The 26166-nt window shown below is 58.1% G+C and carries 20 protein-coding genes; 8 read left to right on the top strand and 12 right to left on the bottom strand.

What is annotated here, in order from left to right:
* The first annotated feature begins 5 nt into the window (after positions 1–5).
* The 5 genes from exbD to BLU63_RS11025 all read left to right on the top strand — a co-directional run bounded on the left by exbD (position 6) and on the right by BLU63_RS11025 (position 5966).
* Positions 6–434 carry a TonB system transport protein ExbD gene (exbD, locus tag BLU63_RS11045; RefSeq protein WP_010465232.1) on the top strand — a complete coding sequence of 143 codons (429 nt, stop codon included), beginning with the start codon at positions 6–8 and terminating at the stop codon, positions 432–434.
* The gene (locus tag BLU63_RS11040; protein ID WP_010465234.1) at positions 431–1186 is read left to right on the top strand and encodes an energy transducer TonB family protein; all 756 of its coding nucleotides are present in this window, start codon (positions 431–433) and stop codon (positions 1184–1186) included. The genes exbD and BLU63_RS11040 overlap by 4 nt, the downstream gene beginning before the upstream one ends.
* A gap of 286 nt (positions 1187–1472) precedes the next feature.
* A complete protein-coding gene (locus BLU63_RS11035) occupies positions 1473–2402 on the top strand; it encodes a hydrogen peroxide-inducible genes activator (RefSeq protein WP_010465236.1) in 930 nt (309 codons plus the stop codon).
* Positions 2403–2411: 9 nt separating this feature from the next.
* Positions 2412–4487, top strand: a complete 2076-nt coding sequence (gene recG, locus BLU63_RS11030; protein WP_083375459.1) for an ATP-dependent DNA helicase RecG — start codon at positions 2412–2414, stop codon at positions 4485–4487.
* A gap of 78 nt (positions 4488–4565) precedes the next feature.
* Positions 4566–5966, top strand: coding sequence for an aminoacyl-tRNA deacylase and HDOD domain-containing protein (locus BLU63_RS11025; RefSeq protein ID WP_083375458.1), 1401 nt, complete (start codon positions 4566–4568; stop codon positions 5964–5966).
* A gap of 96 nt (positions 5967–6062) precedes the next feature.
* On the opposite strand, the gene BLU63_RS11020 is transcribed toward BLU63_RS11025, so the two are convergent.
* Complete coding sequence (locus BLU63_RS11020) at positions 6063–7415, bottom strand: delta-60 repeat domain-containing protein (RefSeq protein ID WP_083375457.1); 1353 nt, start codon at positions 7413–7415, stop codon at positions 6063–6065.
* Positions 7416–7565: 150 nt separating this feature from the next.
* The gene (locus tag BLU63_RS11015) at positions 7566–7952 is read right to left on the bottom strand and encodes a helicase (protein ID WP_083375456.1); all 387 of its coding nucleotides are present in this window, start codon (positions 7950–7952) and stop codon (positions 7566–7568) included.
* A 502-nt stretch (positions 7953–8454) separates the two neighbouring features.
* Here BLU63_RS11015 and BLU63_RS11010 point away from each other — a divergent pair.
* Positions 8455–8838 carry a DUF6124 family protein gene (locus BLU63_RS11010; protein ID WP_083375455.1) on the top strand — a complete coding sequence of 128 codons (384 nt, stop codon included), beginning with the start codon at positions 8455–8457 and terminating at the stop codon, positions 8836–8838.
* A gap of 45 nt (positions 8839–8883) precedes the next feature.
* Here the strand turns inward: BLU63_RS11010 and BLU63_RS11005 are convergent, their stop codons facing one another.
* Both BLU63_RS11005 and BLU63_RS11000 read right to left on the bottom strand, forming a co-directional pair.
* The gene (locus tag BLU63_RS11005) at positions 8884–9672 is read right to left on the bottom strand and encodes a lysozyme inhibitor LprI family protein (protein WP_231990954.1); all 789 of its coding nucleotides are present in this window, start codon (positions 9670–9672) and stop codon (positions 8884–8886) included.
* A 17-nt stretch (positions 9673–9689) separates the two neighbouring features.
* On the bottom strand, positions 9690–9995 hold the full coding sequence (locus BLU63_RS11000) for an XAC2610-related protein (RefSeq protein WP_231990953.1): 306 nt from the start codon (positions 9993–9995) through the stop codon (positions 9690–9692).
* 173 nt (positions 9996–10168) lie between these two features.
* Here BLU63_RS11000 and istA point away from each other — a divergent pair, with 173 nt between their 5' ends.
* Together istA and istB are read left to right on the top strand one after the other, a co-directional pair.
* Positions 10169–11683 (top strand): IS21 family transposase, encoded by a 1515-nt coding sequence (gene istA, locus BLU63_RS10995; protein WP_038408847.1) that lies wholly within the window; start codon positions 10169–10171, stop codon positions 11681–11683.
* A gap of 17 nt (positions 11684–11700) precedes the next feature.
* Positions 11701–12456 (top strand): IS21-like element helper ATPase IstB, encoded by a 756-nt coding sequence (istB, locus tag BLU63_RS10990; protein ID WP_083375454.1) that lies wholly within the window; start codon positions 11701–11703, stop codon positions 12454–12456.
* 409 nt (positions 12457–12865) lie between these two features.
* On the opposite strand, the gene BLU63_RS33305 is transcribed toward istB, so the two are convergent.
* From BLU63_RS33305 to tssM, 8 genes are all read right to left on the bottom strand, one after another.
* Positions 12866–14104 (bottom strand): lysozyme inhibitor LprI family protein, encoded by a 1239-nt coding sequence (locus tag BLU63_RS33305; protein ID WP_231990952.1) that lies wholly within the window; start codon positions 14102–14104, stop codon positions 12866–12868.
* 231 nt (positions 14105–14335) lie between these two features.
* Positions 14336–14746, bottom strand: a complete 411-nt coding sequence (locus BLU63_RS32710; RefSeq protein ID WP_138739042.1) for a hypothetical protein — start codon at positions 14744–14746, stop codon at positions 14336–14338.
* A gap of 3 nt (positions 14747–14749) precedes the next feature.
* Positions 14750–17788, bottom strand: a complete 3039-nt coding sequence (locus tag BLU63_RS10970) for a hypothetical protein (protein WP_231990951.1) — start codon at positions 17786–17788, stop codon at positions 14750–14752.
* A gap of 16 nt (positions 17789–17804) precedes the next feature.
* The gene (locus tag BLU63_RS10965; RefSeq protein ID WP_083375453.1) at positions 17805–18824 is read right to left on the bottom strand and encodes a tetratricopeptide repeat protein; all 1020 of its coding nucleotides are present in this window, start codon (positions 18822–18824) and stop codon (positions 17805–17807) included.
* Between the two features lie 5 nt (positions 18825–18829).
* Entirely contained in the window at positions 18830–20866 is a 2037-nt protein-coding gene (locus tag BLU63_RS10960) for a type VI secretion system Vgr family protein (RefSeq protein ID WP_083375452.1), read from the bottom strand.
* Between the two features lie 28 nt (positions 20867–20894).
* On the bottom strand, positions 20895–21896 hold the full coding sequence (locus BLU63_RS10955) for a serine/threonine-protein kinase (RefSeq protein ID WP_077748566.1): 1002 nt from the start codon (positions 21894–21896) through the stop codon (positions 20895–20897).
* Positions 21893–22621, bottom strand: coding sequence for a PP2C family protein-serine/threonine phosphatase (locus BLU63_RS10950; RefSeq protein WP_010465258.1), 729 nt, complete (start codon positions 22619–22621; stop codon positions 21893–21895). Before BLU63_RS10950 ends, BLU63_RS10955 begins: the two co-directional genes overlap by 4 nt.
* Positions 22621–26160 carry a type VI secretion system membrane subunit TssM gene (gene tssM, locus BLU63_RS10945; RefSeq protein ID WP_083375451.1) on the bottom strand — a complete coding sequence of 1180 codons (3540 nt, stop codon included), beginning with the start codon at positions 26158–26160 and terminating at the stop codon, positions 22621–22623. Before tssM ends, BLU63_RS10950 begins: the two co-directional genes overlap by 1 nt.
* Positions 26161–26166 lie beyond the last annotated feature (6 nt).

The raw sequence follows: 26166 nt of genomic DNA, 5'->3' as shown, positions 1-26166 counted from the left end.
CAGCCATGGGCTTGCATTTGAAAGAAGGCGCAGACGACGATCTGGCCGAGAACCATGAAATCAACGTCACGCCGTTCATCGACGTGATGCTGGTGCTGTTGATCATCTTCATGGTGGCCGCTCCGTTGGCCACCGTGGACATCAAGGTCGACCTGCCCGCCTCCAGCGCCAAACCGGCGCCGCGGCCAGAGAAGCCGGTGTTCCTCAGCGTCAAGGCTGACCAGCGCCTGTTCCTCGGTGAAGACGAAGTGAAGGCCGAAGCACTTGGCGCCACCCTCGACGCCAGGACCCAAGGCAAGAAAGACACGACGATCTTCTTCCAGGCCGATAAAGGCGTGGATTACGGCGACCTGATGAGCGTGATGGACAACCTGCGCTCCGCCGGTTACCTGAAGGTAGGTCTGGTCGGGCTCGAGACGGCAGTCAAGAAATGATCACGACGCGCCATAAGCTGACGCGTTACAGCGCGAGCCTGGCCGTGGTGCTGGGCGTCCATGCACTGGCTATTGCGCTGGCGCTGAACTGGACGTCGCGCCCACCCATCGAGCTGCCTCCGCAGGCGATGATGGTCGAGTTGGCGCCGGTTCCGGCCCCACCACCGCCGGCACCGCCGAAGGTGATAACGCCGCCACAGCCACCGGCCCCGGTGGAAGAACTGCCGATCCCGAAACTGGCTGAAGTGCCGAAGGCCGAGATCGTTGTGCCGAAGCCGGTCAAACCCAAGCCCAAGCCGAAGCCGCAACCACCCAAGCCTGTGGAGAAAAAGCCGGAGCCGCCGAAGGAGAAACCGTCCGAGGAGAAACCTAGCGACGCGCAACCGACCCAGGCACCGACGGAGAAATCCGCGCAACCAGCACCGGGCCCATCGCCTGCACAACAGGCTGCCAAGGCCAGCTGGGAAGGCACTTTGCTCGCGCACTTGGGCAAGTACAAAAAGTACCCGGTGAGTGCACAGAATCGGGGCAAGCAAGGCACCAACCGTCTGCGCTTCATCGTTGATGGCGAAGGTAATGTGTTGTCGTACGAACTGGTGAGCCGTTCAGGCACCGCCGATCTGGACCGCGCTACCCTGGAAATGATCCGCCTCGCCCAACCGCTGCCCAAGCCACCGGCGGACATGCTGACCAATGGCACCATCGAAATCACGGCGCCGTTCCTCTACTCACTGGAAAAACGCCGCCGCTAATCGCAACACAAAACCATTGCAGGAGTGAGCCTGCTCGCGATCAGGCCACCACATTCAACCTTTTCGGTGAATGTAATACCGCTATCGCGAGCAGGCTCACTCCTACAGGGGTCTCCTCCAGCAGGAAAGTCCATGATCATGCAGAGAAGGCACCCAAAGGTGCCTTTTGTGTATCTGCCAGCGGCAAACCGGCATTACCCAGTGTCACTCTGCACACTCACTCTGATAACGTGCGTCTATCGATTGCAGCCGTTATGCTTGGCGCGCAACTTCATGGACGCTTGCTATGACTCTCACAGAATTACGCTACATCGTTACCCTCGCCCAAGAGCAGCATTTCGGCCACGCGGCCGAGCGTTGCCACGTCAGTCAGCCGACCCTGTCGGTGGGCGTGAAAAAGCTTGAAGACGAACTCGGTGTGCTGATTTTCGAGCGCAGCAAGAGTGCCGTGCGCCTGACTCCGGTCGGTGAAGGCATCGTTGCCCAGGCGCAGAAAGTCCTGGAACAGGCCCAAGGCATTCGCGAACTGGCCCAGGCTGGCAAAAACCAGCTGACCGCTCCGCTGAAAGTCGGCGCGATCTACACCGTCGGCCCGTACCTGTTTCCGCACCTGATTCCACAACTGCACCGGGTTGCCCCGCAGATGCCGTTGTACATCGAAGAAAACTTCACTCACGTACTGCGCGACAAACTGCGCAACGGCGAGCTCGACGCGATCATCATCGCCCTGCCGTTCAACGAAGCCGACGTGCTGACCCTGCAGCTCTACGACGAGCCGTTCTACGTGCTGATGCCGGCCCAGCACCCGTGGACGCAAAAAGAATCCATCGACGCCAGCCTGCTCAACGACAAGAGCCTGCTGCTGCTCGGCGAAGGCCACTGCTTCCGCGATCAAGTGCTGGAAGCCTGCCCGACCCTGGCCAAAGGCAACGACGGCGCCAAGCACACCACGGTGGAATCAAGCTCTCTTGAAACCATCCGCCACATGGTCGCGTCCGGCCTGGGCATTTCGATCCTGCCGCTGTCGGCCGTCGACAGCCATCACTACGCCCCAGGCGTGATCGAAGTGCGCCCACTGACGCCTCCGGTGCCGTTCCGCACCGTGGCCATTGCGTGGCGCGCGAGCTTCCCGCGTCCGAAAGCCATCGAGATTCTCGCTGACTCCATTCGCCTGTGCTCGGTGGCCAAGCCGCAAGCACCGGTGGTTGCGGCCTAAGTCGCTGCCATGACCGAGTTGTCGCAAGTGTCGGTCACGGCACTCAAGGGTGTCGGCGAGGCCATGGCCGAGAAACTGGCCAAGGTCGGCCTGGAGAATCTCCAGGACGTGCTGTTCCACCTGCCGCTGCGTTATCAGGACCGCACCCGTGTGGTCCCGATTGGCCATTTGCGACCCGGCCAGGACGCCGTGATCGAAGGCACCGTCAGCGGCGCCGACGTGGTCATGGGCCGTCGCCGCAGCCTCGTCGTGCGTCTGCAGGACGGCACCGGCGGGCTCAGTCTGCGCTTCTACCATTTCAGCAACGCCCAGAAAGAAGGCCTCAAACGCGGCACGCGGATTCGCTGCTACGGCGAAGCCCGGCCCGGTGCGTCGGGGTTGGAAATCTACCACCCGGAATACCGCGCCATCACCGGCCACGAGCCACCGCCGGTGGATGAAACCCTGACCCCGGTCTACCCGCTCACCGAAGGCCTGACCCAGCAGCGCTTGCGCCAACTGTGCATGCAAACCCTGACCATGCTCGGCCCGACCAGCCTGCCCGACTGGCTGCCGACCGAACTGGCCCGGGACTATCAACTCGCGCCGCTGGCCGATGCGATCCGCTACCTGCATCACCCGCCCGCCGATGCCGATGTCGACGAACTTGCCCTCGGCCATCACTGGGCTCAGCACCGTCTGGCCTTTGAAGAACTGCTGACCCATCAGCTATCCCAGCAACGTCTGCGCGAAAGCATGCGCTCCCTGCGCGCGCCGGCGATGCCGAAAGCCACCAAACTGCCGGCGCAATACCTGGCCAATCTGGGTTTTACGCCAACCGGCGCACAGCAACGAGTCGGCAACGAAATCGCCTACGACCTGAGCCAGCACGAACCGATGCTTCGGCTGATTCAGGGCGACGTCGGCGCGGGTAAAACCGTGGTCGCGGCCCTCGCCGCGCTTCAGGCGTTGGAGGCCGGTTACCAGGTCGCCTTGATGGCGCCCACCGAAATCCTCGCCGAGCAGCACTTCATCACCTTCAAGCGCTGGCTCGAACCGCTGGGCATTGAAGTCGCGTGGCTGGCCGGCAAGCTCAAGGGCAAAAACCGCGTGGCCGCGCTGGAGCAGATCGCCAATGGCGCACCTATGGTGGTCGGCACTCACGCGTTGTTCCAGGAGGAAGTGCAGTTCAAGAACCTTGCACTGGCAATCATCGACGAACAGCACCGCTTTGGCGTGCAGCAGCGCCTGGCATTGCGGCAGAAAGGCGTCGGCGGGCGGATGTGTCCGCATCAGCTGATCATGACCGCCACGCCGATTCCACGAACGCTGGCCATGAGCGCCTACGCCGACCTCGACACCTCGATCCTCGACGAACTGCCGCCCGGCCGAACCCCGGTCAACACGGTATTGGTCACCGATACCCGGCGTGTCGAAGTCATTGAGCGCGTGCGCGGCGCCTGCGCCGAAGGGCGTCAGGCCTATTGGGTGTGCACGCTGATTGAAGAATCCGAAGAGCTGACCTGCCAGGCCGCCGAAACCACTTACGAAGACCTCACCGCCGCGCTCGGCGAGCTGAAGGTCGGCCTGATCCACGGCCGCATGAAGCCCGCGGAAAAAGCCGCCGTCATGGCCGAATTCAAGGCCGGCAATTTGCAGCTGCTGGTTGCGACCACCGTGATCGAAGTCGGCGTCGATGTGCCGAACGCCAGCCTGATGATCATTGAAAACCCCGAGCGCCTCGGCCTCGCGCAGTTGCACCAATTGCGCGGCCGCGTCGGTCGAGGCAGCGCCGCCAGCCATTGCGTGCTGCTCTACCATCCGCCGCTGTCGCAGATCGGCCGTCAGCGCCTGGGCATCATGCGTGAAACCAACGACGGTTTTGTCATCGCCGAAAAGGACCTCGAACTGCGCGGCCCCGGCGAAATGCTCGGCACTCGTCAGACCGGCCTGCTGCAATTCAAGGTCGCCGACCTGATGCGCGACGCCGATCTATTGCCCGCCGTGCGCGACGCCGCCCAGGCATTGCTGGAGCGCTGGCCGGATCACGTCAGCCCGCTGCTCGACCGCTGGCTGCGCCATGGGCAGCAATACGGCCAAGTGTGAGCACCGTCGCAGTTTGTGGACGATGCTTTTAAACAAGCTGGTTATACTCCTGCAATTGTTTGAATACGGATACAGACCATGACTGAAGCTGCCCTCGCCCCGGACCCCCTGCACGCTCCGTCTGTTATTCGGTTGCTGCTGGGCAAATTGGGCATTGCCTACGAAGAAGTCCTCGATCACCACGGCCTCAACGCCTCGCGCAAAGTGCAGGCGGTATTGGTGGACGACGCCGTCGGTGCCTTGATGGTGCTGTTCCCGCAAAGCCAGTTGCTTGACCTCAATCGCCTCGCCGAATTGACCGGTCGCCGCCTCACCGCCGTGCCCACCGAACGCCTGGTGAAAATGCTCGGCAAGCACAACCTGAGCCTGCTGCCTGGCCTGCCGGCGCTGACCAGTTCGCCGTGCCTGTACGAAGAAAGCCTGCTGCGCGAACCGAAGTTGCTGATCAACTCGGGCGAGCCGGGCCTGCTGCTGGAAATCACCAGCGAAGATTTCAAAAGCATGCTGACCAAGGCCAGCGCCGCCAACTTCGGCGAGAACCTGACCAGCATCCGCCCCAACCTCGACCGCCCCGACGATGACCGCGAGGAAATCACCCAGGCCGTCCAGGCGTTCACCGCACGACGCATCCAGCAACGCCTGGAAGCCACCATCGAAATTCCGCCGCTGGCCGAGACCGCGCAGAAAATCATCAAGCTGCGCGTCGACCCCAACGCCACCATCGACGACATCACCGGCGTGGTCGAAACCGACCCGGCGCTGGCCGCCCAAGTCGTCAGCTGGGCCGCGTCGCCGTACTACGCCTCGCCGGGCAAAATTCGTTCAGTGGAAGACGCGATCGTGCGCGTCCTGGGTTTCGACCTGGTGATCAACCTGGCGCTGGGCCTGGCCCTGGGCAAAACCCTGAGCCTGCCCAAAGACCACCCGCAACACACCACGCCGTACTGGCAGCAATCGATCTACACCGCCGCCGTCATCGAAGGCCTGACCCGCGCCATGCCCCGCGCCCAGCGCCCGGAAGCCGGCCTGACCTACCTCGCCGGCCTGCTGCACAACTTCGGCTACCTGCTGCTGGCCCACGTCTTCCCGCCGCACTTCTCGCTGATCTGCCGTCACCTGGAAGTTAACCCGCACCTGTGCCACAGCTACGTCGAGCAACACCTGCTCGGCATCAGCCGCGAACAAATTGGTTCGTGGCTGATGCGCTACTGGGACATGCCCGACGAACTGGCCACTGCGTTGCGCTTCCAGCACGACCCAAGCTACGACGGTGCCTACGCTGAATACCCGAACCTCGTGTGCCTGGCCGTACGCCTGCTGCGCAGCCGCGGCATCGGCTCCGGTCCGGACGAAGACATCCCCGACGCATTGCTGGAACGCGTAGGCCTGACTCGCGACAAAGCCAACGACGTCGTCAGCAAAGTCCTCGAAGCCGAAGTCCTGCTGCGCGAACTGGCTTCGCAATTCAGCCAAGCCTAAAAGCATCGCGGGCAAGCCCACTCCCACAGGATTCACGCAATCCCTGTAGGAGCGAGGCTTGCCCGCGAGGAATCCAACTCGGTCTATCTGAGTGAATCAAGCCAGATAGCGCAACATCCATCCGCCCTTAAAGCTCGGCAAAGGTTCACCGTCTCCCCACAAGCTTCCGCAAATAACAATGCGTCCATCAGCCATTAATGCCATGTCCAAAGCGTGCTCAAACCCTTTCTCACCGTCAAAAACAGCAAAGCCTTTACCGGCATTGAATGTCATGTCCAATGAGCCGTCAGAAAGATAACGCGCCGTCACCACTGCCATCTCCTCAGAGACGAAGCCTTGCCCGGTGCTTCCGGTGACACTGATTGATCCATTGGCGTGCAACGCACAGCGCGCCCAATCCTGCCCCTGCGGCACCAATTCAGAAAAAAGGGCCCGTCCGTTGTTAAAAGGAAGATTGTAGGACCCACTCTTGTTTAAAACGACGATCACCCCGTTTTGAACGTCCTTCTCTCGCGAATTCCCCACCGCAACAATCCTGCCGTCACTTTCTCTAACCGTGATGGCGCTCAACATCATCCAGCGAGGACTCGGAATGGTCACCGCAAGGCCGCCATTAAACGTGCGGTCTACTTGTCCCAGTGAGTTGAAGCAAGTTACGAAGGCTCCCATGGATTCGTCCTGTTTCACGTACATGCCAGTCACCAATATCTGGCCGTCTGCCTGAACCGCAACACCTTCGGCACCGCTCCATTCATGCTCGACACCTGGGAGTTCGACAATCGCGGAGCCAGTCCCGGCGAACGTCAGATCGGGCGAGCCGTCTGAATTACGCCGCAGCACAATCCCCTTCGGTTTTCCGGAAGTGTTGATAACGGAACTGACCAGCACGATCTTGCCATCCGACTGCTCAACCACGGAGACTCCGCTGTGGCCAGAGACCCGGGAGCGTCCTGCCGACGTCTTTTCGCCATGGCGGCCAGCAACCTCCAGCGTCACCCCACTGTGCTGGGGACTACCCAAATCATCATAAGGAATGAAGAGTTTTCCATCGCCATTCAAGGACGTATCCAGTCGGCCATCCTGAAACTGCCGCACGATGAGCAAACCGCCACCGCTGAACGATATGTATTGGCCAACGATCAGCCACCCACCGTTAGCCAGAGGCCTGAGCCCGAATACATAGATGTCACTATCTTCGAAAGGCACTTCAACAAAGCCACGCTGCGCAGTGCCAAATGAGCGATCCAGCGTCCCGTCTTCATTCAGCCGCGCAACTATGACCGGAACGTTGAATGCTGTAGGCCTCATGGCAACAAGCGTTTTGTTGTCATCCAATGGGAGAACCGCATCGGGGAATCCGTACACTTCAGAGAGCGGAAAGTCCAAAACACCAGAACCGTTAAATGTCGGATCGAGGCTTCCTGAGTTGGCTGGTTTCAGCTGGATCATGATCTTGCTCCATCAAGGTGAGTGGAGTCCGCTATGGACCTCCCTCCCCGAGTAGAGCATTCACAGTCACCCTATCGCGCCTGTAAAAACTGACAGTTCTATTGTCCTCGTGAGCCTAACTGATGACAGCGCGAGCCAGCACTGGATTTATCAACGAACAGCAGCAGGCTTCTTTTTCGGCTTCAAATACTTGGTCAACCCCTGAAACCAGATCACCAACGCCGGATTGCCCTTGATCTGAATCGATTTGTCCTGAATCCCCGTCATAAACGCCAACTGCTTGTTCTTCGCCTGCATCGTGGCAAATCCATACGCCGCGTCTTTAAAGGCAATCGCAAACGCCGGCTCGGCATACACGCCCGACTTGCTGGTAATGCGCTGATCCTTCACAAAGAAATGCCGCGCCACCTTCCCGTCCAGGGTCTGTAGCTGGAACACCAATTCCTTGTCACCCAACTGCTGCTGAAACGCAGGATTAGTCCGACTGGCCTTACCCATCAACAAACCCAGCATCCACAGTAGAAAACGAAATTTCATGCGCACAGCCTCAAGAGAAAAGTGAACGGCCGGCGCAGTGTAGCGGCTTCAAGCGAGAACGCCACTGTTGTGCAGCGATAGAAGAAGATGCCGTGGTTTTTGACGCTGATGACTACCAAGTCATTGACGAAACGAGGGTGTTTAAAAGCGTGGAAATTTTGAGCTTTCTACGCTCGACTCCATCGGATTTTTCCTTCAATACGTGGTGCTGTTCGTGAACTAGGCAGCCTTTGGCTTCGCCGATAGTCTTTGTTCGTTACCGCAAAATCGGTGACACGGACGTGCAAGTCCGGTACATATCGCCGCACGGTCGCCAAACCGAACATCAAGCGTCTTTCTGCTCGATGTAAATGCTTCATGGCGGCTGTGCGTGGGAGGTCCCTTTGGGGTCTGCCGGGGTCCGATATGCCCGGTCTTGCACACCTGCGCACGGCTGCCACCCTTATTCGAATGCAAGCGAAGAGGAGACAGCTACATCTAAAACACATATCGGAAATTACTAATGATCAAGCCAACACCGAATCCACCAGCAAACGAAGCCACCTCCCCCTACGAATCCCTCGATTCGAAGAAACTCCACGAAGCCGCCGAACACGCCCTCAACCACCATTTCGCCCCACCACCCGGCGACAAACCCAAGCCTCGCAAAGGCAACCTCTTCGCCGTCTCCCCCGACATCGACACCGAAGCCCTCCTGGCCAACGCCTCGGAAGACCTGCTATCCATCAGCGCCATCGCCGCCAACCTGGCCGACGACGTGGACGGAGCACGACGCTCCTTAGCCTTGGCGCTAAGCAGATTGGCGGATGGGGTCCGGTTGTTGGTGGAGCGAGCGCTGGATCACATTGATTCGCCCAATCCGGCGGAGCATCGGGGGAAGGTGTAAGCAGGAACAAGGAGCGCGCCAACATTGGCGCGCTCCTAAAGATTTCTACAGTGCGAAATCCGAGACTTCAGTAAGCATCCAACATTGCCCACGCACGAAGCGATACTCAACCACGTAGTCCGTATCAGGCTTTTGCAAAATGGCCGTCGCCTTATCCCCTCTCTGCTCTTTGACGGTTAGCATCAAACCTTCAGCCTCTCGCTTCGCACGCTCAGGCACGAGTGGAAACTTGATCTGATCGTCCTTCAGCGAACGCTTTTCTTGTCGCGGCTCCGGCTCAGCATTCACCGTCACCACAAAAGTTAGGGGCCGTTGGACGAAGACCTTTTGAATGGCCGCACTCTCAGAGAAGGAAGCGAGAAAAGTGTTGAAGTCAGAGGATGGGCAGACAACGTCAGCAGTTTGAGCGTCTGAACCAGCCGAAATGTCAGGTGCAATCTTGTCCAGATAAACCGAACGCTCTCGGCTCATTCCCGTGATGCAACTGTTCACTGTCGTGACATAAGCAGGCTTGCCGGGCTCAATCTCAAACGCCTCAAGATGGCAATTCGCATCACGCAGCTTAATCCACGCACGCTGCGACTCCTTCACCGTCACCGCATACGCCTCCCCCAATTCGGGATTGGCTTGATATTGGGTTTCGAGCCGCGCCAGCAGTTGGTGATAACTCGTATTCAACTGTGAATCAGCACCAGCCTTCGACGCTTCAGAGCACTTATCAATTTGTAGGCTTGTCATGATCTCGTTGCACTCATCCTGAGCAAACGCCGTTGAAACCGGCAGAGCGGCCTGGAAAGTCAGCGCACAAAGAATGCTGAAAAAAAAGCGTTTCACTGTCTTCTATCCTTGATCTATTCAGATGAAATCCGAGCAACCGAATCAGGGGAGAGATCGGTGACACAAAGCTTTGGCTCATTCATTTCCCAGTAGGTGCTAAGCAGAGCTCTCTTGTCGCGCTCTACCCGCAGATTGGAGAAATCGTCGCCACAAGCTGGAGTCAGCTCCTTGAAAAAACCTGCTTCGGGCTGGTAAACAAAAATCCTGTGAATGGTGTAGGTGCCCATTCCGTCATCGATCTGCCAGACCGCAAAATCCTTTGCACCGTCGAAATTGAAATCGTCTATTTGTGCGGATTCCACGCTGACTCGGACACCCATTCCACGCACATCCGGACAGTGATTCCACGCTGATCCGGACACTCATTCCACGAGCATCCGGACACCGATTCCACGGCCATCCGGACACTTTCCAGGCAGGCAGCTACGCAGGATTTATTCACTACCATCGACCTCTTTTTCGAAGCAGAGAGGTCGTCGTGGAGCGTTTGTCCATGCGTAAAATCCGTGAGGTGTTGCGCCTCAAGTTCGATTGCGGGCTGTCTGTCCGTAAGATCTCCCGCAGTCTGGGCATAGGCCACAGCAGTGCCGGTGATTACCTCTGTCGCTTTGCCGCCAGCGGTCTAGCCTGGCCCTGCTCGTTGTCCGATTCCGAACTGGAACAGCAACTGTTCCCACTGGCCCCTGCGGTGCCCAGTGAGCAGCGGCCACTGCCTGATTGGTCTTGGGTGCACGCCGAGCTGCGTCGCCCCGGCGTGACCCTGGCGCTGCTCTGGCAGGAGTATCGCCTGAGCCAGCCGCAGGGTTTTCAGTACAGCTGGTTCTGCGAGCACTACCGGGCCTGGCAGGGCAAGCTGGACGTGGTGATGCGCCAGGAACATCGCGTCGGCGAGAAGTTGTTCGTCGACTACGCCGGGCAGACGGTGCCGGTGATCGACCGGCACAGCGGCGAGATCCGCCAGGCGCAGGTGTTCGTCGCGGTGCTCGGCGCCTCCAGCTACACCTTCGCCGAAGCCACCTGGTCGCAGCAGTTGCCGGACTGGCTGGGCTCGCATACCCGCTGCTTCGCCTTCCTCGGGGGCGTGCCGGAGATCGTGGTGCCGGACAACCTGCGCAGCGCGGTGAGTAAGAGCCATCGCTACGAGCCGGACATCAACCCGAGCTACCGCGATCTGGCCGAGCACTATGGCGTGGCGGTGGTGCCGGCGCGGGCGCGTAAGCCGCGCGACAAGGCTAAGGCCGAGGTCGGCGTGCAGGTGGTCGAGCGCTGGATCCTCGCCGCGCTGAGGAACCGCCAGTTCTTCTCCTTGAACGAACTCAACAGCGCCATCGCCTTATTGCTGGAGCGCCTCAACCGACGACCGTTTCGCAAGCTGCCGGGCTCCCGGCACTCGGCCTTCGAAGCCCTGGATCGTCCGGTGCTGCGGCCGCTGCCGGAGCAACCCTACGTGTATGCCGAGTGGAAGAAGGCGCGTGTGCACATCGACTACCACGTCGAGGTTGATGGGCACTACTACTCGGTGCCGTACCAACTGGTGAAGAAACAACTGGAAGTACGCCTGACAGCGCGCACGGTGGAGTGCTTCCACGCCAATCAGCGGGTGGCCAGCCACCTTCGCTCACCGCACAAGGGCCGGCACAGCACACAGGCCGAGCACATGCCCAAGAGCCATCGCGAGCACGCCGAGTGGACGCCACAACGGCTGATCCGCTGGGCTGAGCAGACCGGGCCGAACACGGCCGGCGTGATCAGCCACATCCTCGAACGGCGCATCCACCCAACCCAAGGCTACCGGGCCTGCCTGGGCATCCTGCGCCTGGGCAAGACCCATGGCGAAGTGCGCTTGGAGTTGGCCTGCCGTCGCGCCCTCAGCCTCGGTGCGTGCAGCTACAAGAGCCTCGAATCGATCCTGCGCCAGGGTTTGGAAAGCCTGCCGTTGGCTCAAGCCAACCTGCCCCTGCTGCCGGACGACCACGCCAATCTGCGCGGCCCCGGCTACTACCACTGAACACAAGGAATCCCACCATGCTGCCCCATCCGACCCTGGACAAGCTCCAGACCCTGCGCCTGACCGGCATGCTCAAGGCACTCGCCGAGCAACTGAAAACCCCCGACATCGACAGCCTGAGCTTCGTGGAACGCCTCGGCCTGCTGGTCGACCGCGAACTGACCGAACGCGACGACAAGCGCCTCAGCAGCCGCCTGCGTCAGGCCCGGCTCAAGCACAACGCCTGCCTCGAAGACATCGACTACCGCAGCCCGCGCGGACTCGACAAGGCGCTGATCCTCCAGCTGAGCAGCGGTCAGTGGTTACGCGACGGACTCAACCTGATCATCAACGGGCCCACCGGCGTGGGTAAAACCTGGCTGGCCTGCGCCCTGGCCCACCAGGCCTGCCGGGAGGGCTACAGCGTGCGCTACCTGCGCCTGCCACGTTTGCTGGAAGAACTGGGTCTGGCCCATGGCGACGGCCGCTTCGCCAAGCTGATGAGCAGCTACGCCAAGACCGACCTGCTGATCCTCGACGACTGGGGCCTGGCCCCGTTCACCGGCGAGCAACGGCGCGACATGCTGGAGCTACTGGACGACCGTTACGGCCAGCGCTCGACCATCGTCACCAGCCAGATGCCGGTGGACAACTGGCACGAACTGATCGGCGATCCGACCCTGGCCGATGCCATCCTCGACCGCCTGGTGCACAACGCTTATCGGATCAATCTGGAGGGTGAATCAATGCGCAAACGGACGCAGAAATTGACGACGCCGGGCACCTCAGACTAACAATGCCACCCCTGCGTCGCTGCGCTCCGACTGCCTGTCCGAATGATCGTGGAACAGGTGTCCGGATCAGCGTGGGCTGAGTGTCCGAATGGCGTGGAATCCGCACTATTTGCACATGCAGTTCGTTTTCAGCTTGAAAATCGATTGTCCGAGATTCGCTTTGGGTATCGCTTTTAACAGCGACCGTTAACATTGAGCCTTCCAGCACGAGCGTCGCTTCGACGTTTTTGGTTGGGCTGAAAGTGGTTGCCTCGGCAAATACCGGTGCCGTCCACAGCAGGCCGAGCAATGAAATGGCTAAATACTTGAATCGCATGTGCTCGCCCTACTCTCACTTCCATTCGGTTTCCAAAAAAGAGTCGGAGGCCATCTGAGCGCCCTGAGACACCAACTCATAGATTCCATTCCTTTAACGGTTCATGGGTAACTGAAAACGCATCCGCACAGCGCAATAAGCGAGGTCTTCACGAAACAAACGAAAACTCATCTCGCACTGTCCGTCCGCATACTGCTTCCAAACCGGATCGTCGAAGTCACCCCCTCCGAGCAGATTGATCGAGGCCTTCAGACCGCTTTCGCGATCCTGCCCTGCCATCAACGAAGCAGCTTTGTAAAAGCCATCATTCGGCATACCTGTCTGTAGATAAATGAGCTCACCCAACCGGGCAGTGGTTGTCTGCGCCAAGCACGTAAGCTTATCGATGGGCGCCTCCGCTCCCGGCAAAACCGCTTGATACAGATCCTCGCAATACGCTTCCTTGAAGCGCACCCATCTTCTTTGCACATCGGTGAGTTGCTTCCTGTCTGCGGGAGACAAGCTGGCCAGGGTTTTCTTGTATTGCTCATTCAACACAGCGTCGACTTTTTCGAAGCTTTGCTGGCCGCAAATGATCAAATCGGGATTGGTAAAGCTGTCAGGGTTGCAGGTTTCCTTTGCGATAGCGGATACACTTGAAGCAGATGAAGCATTCCCCGCAGGAAGCTTAGCCTTTTCCGAGGTGCTGGAAACGCAATTGGACAGGCAGGCCAGCGCCAGCAGATTCGGCTCATCACTTCCAGCAAATAGGTAAGTTGCAGCCCCGACACGGGTTCCGGCTCTATACACGGGAACACTTACAGCCAAGGATTTGGAGGGGACGGAGATGGCTGGGGCTTTCGGCACCACTACCACGTTACCTTCAACATCTCCACACAGTGCCTGCATAGCTGATTCGCTGAAAGGCACGCCACTTCGCGGAGTAAATAATTTGAAGTCAGGTCGGCAATCGTAGCCGTGCCAGTAAGGCCCTGACTGTTTGGCGGTATCTAATGAGAAGATGTAAATCCTCTGTAGATCAATCTTTCCACCCTCGTATCCAAACACCACCCAGCGACGGGACCGAGCCCTGGAAATATTTTCATTAGCCAGAATGTATTGACTGCCATCCCGATAGAGTTCAAACGAATTGAAAGCTCCAGTCGGCTCCGCCGTGTCAGATAGCATCTTGCCGGACCCGGCATCCAATATAAAACCATTACTATCTAGCACCACCGAGCAATTAATCGTGACATTGCCATCCTGCGTACACGATTGCAGGTTGTGAAAAATCGGTTCAGCGGCCACAATCGAAGGACATAAGAACACCCCCAACCAAAACAACTTACTCAATACTACTTCCTTTTATTGATGCAGACACTTATAGAATATCGAACAAATTAATTTATAGTTCGAAAACACAACTAATAAAACAGTCAAAACTACCCGACCGCGACCACATAACCCTCAATCTAAAAGAGTAATTTTTATTCACCAGACTCACATTCAATCAAGGAGACGGATTAATTTGATGCTCGTCCTCATAAGAGATGAAGACAGCTAAACTAATCCGACTCCACTCGGTTATTTCCCTGCTTCGGAACAGCTCAGATCTTTAATCACCGTCGCCACGACAGGAATGACGCAGCTTCTGCGCTGCTCACCGGTTGGCTGCAGAGGGGTAAGACTCAGTGTCAAATGGATACCGTCAGCTTTCACCGAAATATCTTCGAAACCAGCATCGGCAAAATCCGAACCAAATTTTTTACCTTCAAAGGTACAAAAATTCGAAGAAGACAAAACTTTCCAATTTTTCTCAGGGCTAATCACCTGAACTTCAAGACAGCTTTTACCAAATATTTTTACATATCTGACGACATTATCGCCAACACGACCGGCTCCGACCTCTGAGACCGGGCCGATATCTGGTATTTCCGCCGCTGCGTGCCCCATGTAAAAAGCACAAAATAACGGTATCCACTTCGAAAACTTCATAAATCACCTAAGATAATCAACACGTCTATTGAACCGATCTTCAGGCACATTGCCCCATTTTGAACGATCGCCTATTACACCTGAAAATGCAGACAAATTATTGTCAGTCATATGCCTTTGAATAAGAGCCCTCGAATCGCCAGTGTAGTCACCTCGATAAATCAAATCGATTGCCATATCCTGAATTTTTGGATTTGTCGAATCCCAGTTCAAACGACCGTAAAGGTTAATAGCATCGGACTTATCCGATATCCTAATAACTTCGCTCTTCATGAACTCGTAAATTGGTACGAACAATTGATACTGCTGCTTCCGTGTTATGAATATTTTTCTGATTTCTGGACTCGCGCTCTGCAGATAATTTCTTGCAGCATTACCACTTAAGCCTTTTGCTCCCAATAGCCAACCCAGCAATGGTTCACTAATACCTACAGCGGCAAGATCACTTTCAGGATTAGGTCTCTGACCGAGGTCGTAGCCTCTCCCAATCGTTATCCCGGAAACGCCCCCAGGCCAATGGACCTTTCGACTGAAATACATATGCAGTGGATTCGCCGGATCCTCCAGATCATTTCCCTCCACGTCAAATGTCAGCTGGCCTCTTTCGACTTTGAGCCACTTCAAATCATTATCATCATCCATAGCAAGGGAGTTTTCGATAAAACATATGGGATGAAAATGATAAATTAAACCTGATTCAATGGCCGCTTTCCCGGTAAGCTCTTCCCAAAAAACGTAGCTGCTAATACGCTCTTTTTCATGCGCCAACGCCTTCGGGGACGATTCCAATAACTGATTCAACTTACTCCACTTTGCAGAGTCCGCTTTGTCCTTCCACTCGGTCGGATGATAAGCGACCAGCTTCGACCAACATGAACGTGTTTCAGCATTTTTCAACGCATTCGCGAGCTCAGCTGACTCGACTTGACCATCGTGGTTTGTATCAACTTTAGCGAACAAGTCTTTGAAAAACTGGGGCAAGTCTTCGGGATCAAGAAAACCATCCGCCGTAGTATTTTTTTCTTCAACAATCTGAAACCCGAGCGTTTCCCAGTCGTGTGGGGTGATGATGGTCGCGCCCGTTTTTTTTACCAACCCGCTGACCGACTGACCGTCGTCACTGACGCTGACGTTATACCAGTCTTCCGTACCGATCTTGATCACGGGGGCCTTGCCGAGGTCGACGGCGTGGTCGAGCTTTAGCGTTGTCGTGCCGGTCGCCGGAGCTACTTTCTTAAGCTCCGTTCCGGCCGGCAATTGAAGATACTGCTTACCTGTTTTAAGGCCAGCGATGTTTTTGAGGAAATCTTTCACTTCCGCTTCGGTGGTGAATATTTCGACATGAACCTGAAACGTGCTGTCCGACGCGCCTTGCTCGCTAGTGAGATTTTCCGTCTGTCCCAAGTATCCAATCGGATCGCCAGCCTTGATGCCGGTACTGGTTGATACAACGCTATCAAAGTCCGTAGGAGTCACCGTCTCCCACTGCACATACTGACTTGCTGGATCGTTTTCGACGGTTGTCCAGAATGTTGGCGGTGCATTTCCCGTTGGCTGCCATACTCCGCCAGACACCAGTGTGCATAAGGCCATGCGCCGCAATTTGTTGCCAGCCACAAGGTTAACGACTTCTTTGCTATTGAACTCGATAACACTATTGACAGCCAACTCCAGGCCACCATCGATGGGTGCACCGGCAGGTTGTCCGTTTGTTGGATTCGCCGGATTCTGATGTAGTGGCAGACGTTTAGACGCCCTGGCTTTAACCTTTCCTTGCCAGTAATTTGGCCTTGCGCGTTCTGGTATGGCGTCTGCCGTCCAAATACGACGATGTTGTGTGTTTTTGTATGGCTCGCCATCCTTCAAATAGGCAAACCAAATTTCAGTACCTACGTCGCGAACTTTGTGCGAACCAGCCTTCACGCTGCCGGAAAGAATTTTGCCTTTGGCGTAGGTGATGTTGTTGACGTCCTTCTGCTCAAGAACTTCAAGCTTGGTGCCGTTAGTCATTTTTCCGGGAGAGGTTATGTCACTCGACAAGGGCGCCTGGTCATAGGCCTTGAAGTCCCCGACCTTCATGGTCACCTTCGGTTTTGGCGTTTCACCCGGGGATAACGGATAGCGTTTATAAGGCAGCAAATGCATATACAGACTGTAGAAATTCAGCTTGTTTTGCTTACCTTTATTCGGCCCTTCTTCCGAGTTTGGCGCCGACTTGTATTCATGGCGCACTAGGCAGAAGGAGTTGGAGTACTTCAATTTTTTCTCGTTGTCTCCGAAGGTCGATTCCAGATAATCCTCGTTAAGGCGATAAGCAACAACTTCGCCATCGGCCATGCAGCGTATCGGCTCATTCAGGACACACTGTGGGGCACTTGCATCGCTGATGTGGATGCCTCCATGCCAAAACTTATTGCTACCCAACAGGTAATGGCCTGACTTTTCATTTTCGAGAGCTTTGTAGACATCTTCTGCATCGGTGAACTGTTTACCGTCAGCCTTACGGAACGGATATTGGAAGTTCATAAGGGGCGCTGGAACTGCCGACGCAGGAGCAGGAGTCGGTGCGGGAGCGGCCGCTGGTGCCGCACCCGACCTATATTGCTCTTTTGCTCTCAAGAACTTTGTCGGTACAGGCCAGTAATGCGCCGGAGGGTTATCACCGAAAAAAGCCTCCGAAGGCCCGTTCGTGGTTTGAGCACCAAAGATTTTGCCGCCGCTAGTAGCCGGGTTGAAATCCATTACGATGCCGGTATGAAACAAACGACGGGTGCCCCTAAGGGGAAGAATATCGATCCAAAGGGCGATATCGCCCTTCTTGACCTCTGCTGGAGCCACCTCCGTGTAATAGGAGGAGACATTCATCGTTCTCGTCTCCTCATACGGAATTTGGTACCCCGCGCCAGTGAGCAACAGGTTCACCATATGTGAACAATCAATCAGCTTTTTTCCCGCAGCGTTTGTTTGCTGGCCATCACCACCCATCAGGTATACGTAATCACCGCCGGTGTACTGGTTTCTTAAATCAAGTGGTTCGGTCATTTCTGCTTCCTGCAAATTAATAGCAATAGCTGGCTTTGGTAGCATCAGCGTTTTGCGTACTCAAACGTTTCACGTTTCTGATGGCGGTGTCGTTACCCTGATCGGCAGCTAGCCGATAGCACGCCAGAGCTCTCGACATATCTTTAGTAACAAGCCTTCCTTCTTCAAAGGAGTAACCCAAGTAATTCATTGCGCTCGCAGAGCCCATTGAGGCTGCGCGAATGAGCTCCTTTTCAGATTGTTCAGGATGCTGGCAAGGGCCTTCAGCCGCAGGGTTGTTTCCGTAACAATAAAACGTGGATAGTGAGGCGGCCCCATCAGCAAGAGTGGTCGCTGCCGCTTTAAAAAGCGCCTCAACCTTCTCCGTCTCCAACTGCGGGGCCATCCCCGAAAGACTCAAACTGGCAGCATTCAAGCTGGATTGAGGATCCCCTGAAGCCGCCGCACACAGATAGTTTTCCAGCGAGGCCTCAAAAAATTCGCCCGTCAACCGGTATTGCTCCAGCCCCCCTAGTCCCCCGTAGACCTCCGCACGCTGAAAGCAGAAATTCTCCGCCTTGCTCATACTCGGCTTACTCGCCACAACCAGGTCTTTCTCACTGATCGACCAATCTTCAACCCCCACAAGCACCCAGCACGCCTGGCGAGAAAAGTTGAAGATTTTGATGTTGCTGTTGCCCGCACGTTTATCCACAACATTGAAGTGAGTGGCGTCGACCTCTTCGACTTCGACACCTTTTGTCTTATCTGTGGCTATGGGTGCCATCAGTGGAAATGCCAATGTGGAGCTGTTGACTCCCCTCGTTTGCGGCTCAAAATTACCGCTCTCTCCCGCGGGCTTTAAAACGAGCGACTTCACTGTCATGGCAGTGAGGCGCTGCTGGGTTTTTGCGTCCGCAGAAAACGCCGGAAGGAACTGTGCAAAGTCCTCGGATGGGCATTCATTAGCATAAACGCTGCCATGAAACAGGCTAAGCAGCGACGCGGTGAAAACTGCTACAGCGAAGCCATTTATCTTCTTCGAAACATCATCCATGTCGATCACTCAGAAAACACAAAAAAAGCCTTCGGTTTAACCTTCTCAGGCACAGCATTCCCCAACGCCTGATCCATCAAACTCCCCGCCTTATCCTTATCCGCCGCCCCCGGCAACACCGGCGGCTTAATCCCAATCCCCGTCCCGCTCCCTGCCGAACCACCCGCATTAATCTTCACCACCGGCCCAACAACCGTCACCCCGCCAGCATCCAGCTTGATAAAGCTCCCTCCCCCCAAAATGGTGAGTTCGCTGCCAGCTTCAATAACAATCTTCGCCCCAGCCTTCAGATGAATCTCTTTCCCGACACTCGTCAGCTGCGCAGTCCCGAGCTTCACGTGCTGGTTCTGCCCAATCGTCAGGTGATCATCCAGCCGCGCTTCAACCTTGCGGTCGGCGATGGTGGTGCGGTGTTCTTCGGCTTTCAGCTCGGTGTAGGTGTTCTTCACCACCGTGTCGTGGCGTTCATTCCCCACGCGAATCTTCTGATCATGCTCAATGTTTTCATCCCAATCCCGTTGGGCGTGAATAAAGATCTGCTCGGCCCCTTTCTTGTCTTCAATCCGCAGTTCATTGAACCCACCGCCCCCTGGGGAGCTGAGGGTTTTGAAGACGGTGCGGGTTTTGTTCGCCGGCAATTCGTAGGGGACCTGGTTTTCCTTGTGGTACAGGCACCCGGTCACCAACGGCTGATCGGGATCCCCTTCAAGGAACGTTACCAGCACTTCCATCCCAATACGCGGAATGACGATGGCGCCGTAGCGATCCCCGGCCCAGCTCGAAGACACGCGCATCCAGCAACTGGTTTTGTCGTCGGCCTGGCCTTCGCGGTCCCAGTGGAATTGCACTTTGATGCGGCCGTACTGATCGCAGTGGATTTCTTCGCCCTTGGGCCCGGTGACCATGGCGGTCTGGCTGCCGAGGACGCGGGGTTTCGGGTGTTCCAGCGCGGGGCGGTAGAAGACGTTCCATGGGGTGGCGAGGAAGCGGTTTCGGTAGCCCTGGTGGAAGTCGTCTTTGTTGTCGGTGGTGTCGCTGGTCACGGACTCTTCGAGGACTTGCGGCTGTTTGCCTTCGTGGACGATTTCGGTGAGCAGCCAGAGGTCGTTCCACTCGGTGCGCGGGTGGTCGGACATTTCCAGGAAGTGGCCGCTAACGAGGGTGGTCTGGTCGCCGTGGCCTTCGGCTTGCTGGTAGTCGGCGCGGTGGCGTTCGAGGGCGCGTTGGCTGAGGAATTTGCCGCGCGCGCGGTCGAGGAAGCGGCCGGGGTAGTCGTAATCTTCCAGATCCGGTTCGGTGCTTTCGCCGTCGGGTTTGTAGGCGGCTTCGAGTTGCAGGCGCGGTTTTTCGAAATCGTAGTCGCGGCGCGTGACGCGGCCGGTGCGGGTTTCGAGGCGCAGTTTGAAGCCTTTGATGACGGGCTCGTCGGCGACCATGCCGCTGCCTTGCACATACGCGGTTGGCTGCCCGAGCTTCGGGAACACGGTCTGGTCGTCGCCGAAGACCAGCAGATGGGCTTTGTCGCTGTGCTGGAAGTGGTAGTGAATACCTTCCTCTTCGCACAGGCGCTGGACGAAGTGCAGGTCGGTTTCGTCGTACTGCACGCAGTAGTCGCGATCCGGGCACGGCTGGCTGAGCTGGAAGCGGTAGGCGTTGCCCTTGATGCCGTGCTCGTCGAGGATCAGCGCGATGATTTTCGGCGCGGACATCTGCTGGTAGATGCGCTGGTTGGTGCGGTGATGCAGGTATTGCAGTTGCGGCACCAGAGAGATTTTGTAGCGGGTCAGGCGCTTGCCGGCATCGCCTTGGGCGACGCGGTAGATCTGGCCATGGATGCCGGAGCCCTGCGGATCGAACGCCAGGAACGCCTGTTTGTGCAGGAGTTTTTCCAGGTCCAGATCGGGGTTTTCGCTGACCAGTTCCAGGTCGAAGCGATACGGCTGGCTGATGCCTTCAGTGCCGGTGAACGACAGCACTTGCAGGTCGCCCACGTAGTCTTCAACAGTGAGGCTGAAGTGGGTTTCGTTAGCTGAGTTGAACATTGCTTGCTCCCTGTTCGGTAGTCATCCGTTACGCCCGCAGTCGCAGGCGTTGCAGCAAAGACGAAGTGGCGCCCAGGGCGTCACGCAGTTGGGCGGCGGTGATGGTGCGCTTGGCCGCATCGAAAGCCAGCGCCGTTCGCAGGGCTGGCCAGCAGTGTTTCGGTAGATTTCGTGGAGCGTGCAGCTCGCGTTCGAGGTGGCCGTCGCGGGCTTCGGTCGACGGCAAGCGGCGGAACGGGTGTTTGCCGCCCGCCAGTTCGTAGAGCACGCAGGCCACGCCGTAAACATCTGCACTGGCCGACAGCGGTTGACCTTCAAGCAGTTCGGGGGCGGCGTAGCCCGGGGTCCAGGCGTTGAAGCGGTCGCGGCTCAGGTGTGGCAAGCCAGGCAGGATGCCCTCTTCAGCCTGGCCGAGGCCGAAGTCGAACAGGCGCACGCCTTCTTCGCTGAGCATCACGTTGCTCGGTTTCATGTCACCGTGCAGCACGCCGCGAGCGTGGGCGTAGGCCAGCGCGTCGAGCAGCGGCAGCGCGATGTCGCGCAGTTCTTTCCACGGCAGGCCCAAGGGGCGCTCGCAGAGCAGTTTGTCCAGGGTCAGCCCACGCATGAGTTCCATGGTGATGAAGGCGCGCTGGCAATCGGTGTCCACTTCAAAGCTGTGCAAGCGCAGCACGTTGTCGTGGCGCAGGCGCCGGATCAGAGCGAACTCGCTGTAGAGCAAGGCGCTGGCGTCCGGCGATTCGGCAAATTCTTCGCTGAGGATTTTCAGCGCGATGTAAGGGTCGGGATCGCCGAACTGTTCGCTCAGCAAGTCCCGTGCGCGGTAAACCGCGCCCATGCCGCCGGCACCGAGCAGACGCTCGATGCGGTAACGGCCTGCGAGCACGTCGGGCATTTCGCCGATGCTGGCCTTGGTTGGCGCCAGCGCGGGCTCAGCTTTATGCGACTTGGCGAACGCGAAGTAAGTCAGGTTATTGGCTTCCTCGTCGGTCACCAGCAGGTCGTCGAGCGGCGGCATGAGTTGGGTCATTGTCGGATCACCACGGCAGTCAGGTTGTCCCGGGCCGAGCCACGCAAGGCGCCGTCGAACAGACGCTCCAGCGCAACGTGCGGCGCGGTCAGGCTCAGGGCGTTGCCCAAGGCATCGCTGCTGAGCCCTTGGTACAAACCGTCGCTGCACAACAGAAACGTATCGCCGGGGTAGACCTCGAGTTCGAGCACGTCCAGCGTCAGCACATCAGCCGCCCCGACCGCACGGGTCAGGGCATGGGCCGACGGATGCGCACGGGCGTCCTCGACGCTCATGTTTTGCTCGTCGATCAGTTGCTGTTGCAGCGAATGGTCCTTGGACAGCTGATACAAACGCTGGCCGCGCCACAGGTAGCAACGGCTGTCGCCGGCCCAGATACAGGCCGCTCGATTGCCTTCCACCAGCAGCGCCACCACGGTGCTGCCCATGATGCTGTCATGGCGCCCGGCGGTGACGGTCAACTCCTGACCCAAGCGGCGATTCAACCAGTGCAGGCACTGGCGAATGCCTTTGAGTCGTTCGTCGAAGTCGTCCTGCACCGGCAATTCCGCCAGGCTGGCGACGATCAACTGGCTGGCGATGTCGCCACCCTGATGACCGCCCATGCCGTCCGCGACCACCCACAGCCCCTGCTGTGGACAGTCGAGGAAAGCATCTTCGTTGCGCGCCCGAACCTTGCCCGGATCGGTACGCGCAGCGCTGCGCCAGGGACTGGCAACCAGCATCAGAGCTGCACCGGCATACGGAAGGTGCGCAGCACGCCCATGTCGAACGGGTTCGGCGTGCGCTGGCTGCTGAGCAGGTAATTGGCGCGCAGGCCACCCACGTCAGCTTTCAGGACCATCACGTCGCGACCGTTCAGGTACTCGGTCTGCATCAGGTCGAACAGACGGAACAGCGACCACGGGCCGGTGTTCTTCTCGATGCCGATCGGGCGGCCAGCCATTTTGTCGAGGACCAGGCTGGTGCGACCGTCTTCAGCGTCGGTCGGCCATTTGAAGGACACCGGCACGATCGGGCCGTGACGGTATTCGATGGTCTTGTCGCCAAACTTGAACTCGGAACGGCTGACAGCCGGGTCGAGGGTGTACGGCTCCAGTTTGAACTGCACTTGCGGCTCGGCCGGGTTGACCGAGAAGAAGCTCTGGCGGATCACTTGGGCCGCGGCCATCTGGTCGAGGTAGACCTTGGAGATCGGCATGCTGTGACCGTCGATGGAACGCAGACGGTAATTGCCTGGATCGCCACTGACGAACGGACGCATGTAGGTCTCGAAGAAGCGATCGTTGATGCCCTGCGCCTTGAAGAACTCGCGGAAGTCGCTGATCGCGACGTCGCTGGTGCTGTGGGCGCTGAACGGGTAGCGCTTGTTGATCGCCTTGCCGTAGAAGCTGTACAGCTCGCTCTGATAACGCTGGTTCAGGTACTGGTAGGAATCGTTCAGCACCAGACGCCAGGTGTCTTCGGCCAGCACGTTGAACCAAACGCTGACGGGACGCGGCAGACGGTTCGAGGCATTGCGCAAGTTGCTCAGCGCATCACGCTGGCCGCTCATGCGAGTCTTGGCCATTTCGAACGCGGCCTGATCCGGGGAACTGGCACGCGCCAGGCTCGCCAGTTGCAGTTGCAGGTCGTTGAGCGCCGTCAGTGCCGGGGTCAAATCAGCGGCCGGGCCGTTGTTGTCATCCAGCAGACGGTGCAACGGTTCGAAGCGGCGTTGCAGGGATTTCTTCGCGGTATCCGGCAGGTTTTTGATCGCCGCCATCTCCGAAGCCTGGTCCGCTGCGGCAGACGCCAGTTTGCCCAGCTTGCCCAATTTGCCTTTCTGATCGGCCAGTGCTCCAGCGGCTTCAGCCGCTTGCTCAGCCGGTTCGGCTTCTGCCGGGAACCGGGTGTTCTCGCGCACTTCCACCAGCAGTTGCAGCACCGGGGAATTGGCCGACGTCAGGCCCGCCAGTTGCTCGGCGCCCTCGCCCGCATCGTTGATCGGTGGCAGGGCAACCTGGCCGACCGCCTCACTCCAGAAGTTGGCGTAGTCGCGGAAGTACAATTGCTCCAGTTCGACCATCAGGCGACGCAAGTCCATGCCGCTGATGCCCGCGCCTTCGCCCAGTACCCAGTTGTCACGCAGGATATCGGTGACCAGCGCGCTGCCCTGAACCGAGAAATACTGCTGATAACCCTGCTGGGTGTAGAACCCCGGGATCACGTAATCGGTGCCGACAAACAGCGAAGCCTGCGGACCGATGTGTTGGCTCAGACGGTATTCCGGCAGGTTGCGGGCCTGCTCGCGCAGCATCCGGTAAACCACGTTGGCCAGCGACTCGCTGCGCAATACCTGACGCGCTTGGGCCACCAGTTGATCGTTCAGCGGGTAGATAAACGGCTGCTTGAGCAGACGCTCAAAGTGCGTGTTCAAACCGTTCTGCACCGCAGTGTTGCCGGCGTAACGCTGGGACCAGTCAGTGGCGACCCAATCCTTGAGCCATGCCGCATCGCGACGATCCTTCATGTTCAGCATCAGGTACGCGCGCAGGCTGTTGAGCAAGCGTTCGCGGTCCTTCATATTGGCGCGGATCTGCCCTTCCAGCAGCGTCGCAACCTTCGGCAGCAATTGCGCTTCGAGCTCACGCTCGTAGGCGTCCTTGACCACCGGGTTGACCTCTTCACCTTGGTACAGGCCGCCACGCTCGTGGTACGACACGTCACCTTTTTTCGGGAAGACCTGGGTCGCCGCATAGCTGGTGTCGAGGGTCTTGAGCACGGCCATGGAATCATCGCGCGCGGTCAGGGCCGAGCGCTGCTGAGTCCAGTTGGTCGCCAGGTTGCGCAGGTTTTCCAGACGCTCGTAGTTGGCGGAGAAACCGCCGGCCCAGAGCATGCCGAACAGCGCCAGTGCCGCCAGTGCGCCCACGTAAAGGGCACGTTGCCCCCAATGGATGCGGCTGCGTTCGCGCTTGTCCAGACCGGCCAGGTCGGCCTCGGGGAAAATCACCCGGCTGAGCAAATGGTGAATGAACCGCGAACGGCCACTGCGCAAGGTCGGCAGCATGCCGGCGCTCATGCCCAGACTGGCGCCGATGCCGGCGGTGGTCTGGTCCATCTCTTGAGTCAGGTGCGGGGCGCTGGTCAGGTAGAAACCACGCAACTGGCTGACACGCTGGTAGCGGTTGCCGGTGAACGCCATGTCGACGAACAGGCAAAGGCGCTCGCCGATCTGCCCCAGTTGATGCGGGAAGTCGAGGATGCGGCCACGGCGCTGGGTATCGCGCTCCTGGTGCATGCGCATGATCACCTGGCTGTTCAGGCGACGCAGCAGCTCTTCGAACTCGGCGCGCAGGACGGCGACGTCGGTGCCGCTCTGCTCTTTGCGGAAGCTGGTGCCGAGCACCTGATCGCTTTCTTCGCGGGTCAGTTGATCGAAGAACTCGTCGAAACCGAGCAGCTTGTCCGCCTTGCTCAGCACCAGATAAACCGGCACATCGACGTGCAGTTTCTGATGCACGTCTTGCAGACGCGCACGCACCTGGCGAGCCAGGGTGTCGAGGTCCTGCTCGGTGTTGCCCAGCAGCAATTCAACCGGGATGGTCACCAGCACGCCGTTCAACGGACGGTTGCGGCGACGCTTGCGCAGCAGGTCGAGCAAGGTGCTCCAGGCACTGCCATCGACTTCGGCATCCGGCTGGGTCAGGTAACGCCCGGCGGTGTCGATCAGCACACCGTGGTCGGCGAAGTACCAGTCGCAATGACGGGTGCCGAGGGTGTCGCGGGTCAGCTTGCGGTCGATCTTGTTGATCGGAAACTCAAGGCCCGAGAAGTCCAGCAGGCTGGTCTTGCCACTGCCCTGCGGGCCGATCAGCAAGTACCACGGCAAGTCACTGCGCCAGCGTTCGCTGCGACCGCGATACAGGCTCGAGGTCTTCAGGGTTTTCAACGCATCCTTGAAGCGCACGCGAAGTTCTTTCTGCTCTTCGTCGATCAGCTCTTCACGGCGGATACGATCCTGGCCGTCTTCGGTGTCTTCGATAGCCTTTTTGCGTACGCCAGCGCGCCAGCTGACGAAGACCATGGTCAGGCCCCAGATCAGGAACAGCACACTGATGGTCAGCAGGCGGGAGGTCGAACCTTCCCAGAACTTGTAGTCATCAACGGCCAGCAGCGGCCCGACAAACCACACCAGCAGCGCGACAAACAGCACCACCAGCAAGGTCCAGACCCAGGTCTTGCGCAAGAATGCGCCGACTTTCTTGAAAAACTTTTTCATCACACG

This window comes from Pseudomonas mandelii, assembly GCF_900106065.1.
In the GTDB taxonomy this organism is placed as follows: domain Bacteria; phylum Pseudomonadota; class Gammaproteobacteria; order Pseudomonadales; family Pseudomonadaceae; genus Aquipseudomonas; species Aquipseudomonas mandelii.
The sequence above is the reverse complement of the archived record's forward strand: the minus strand, read 5'-3'. Positions and strand labels throughout refer to the sequence as shown.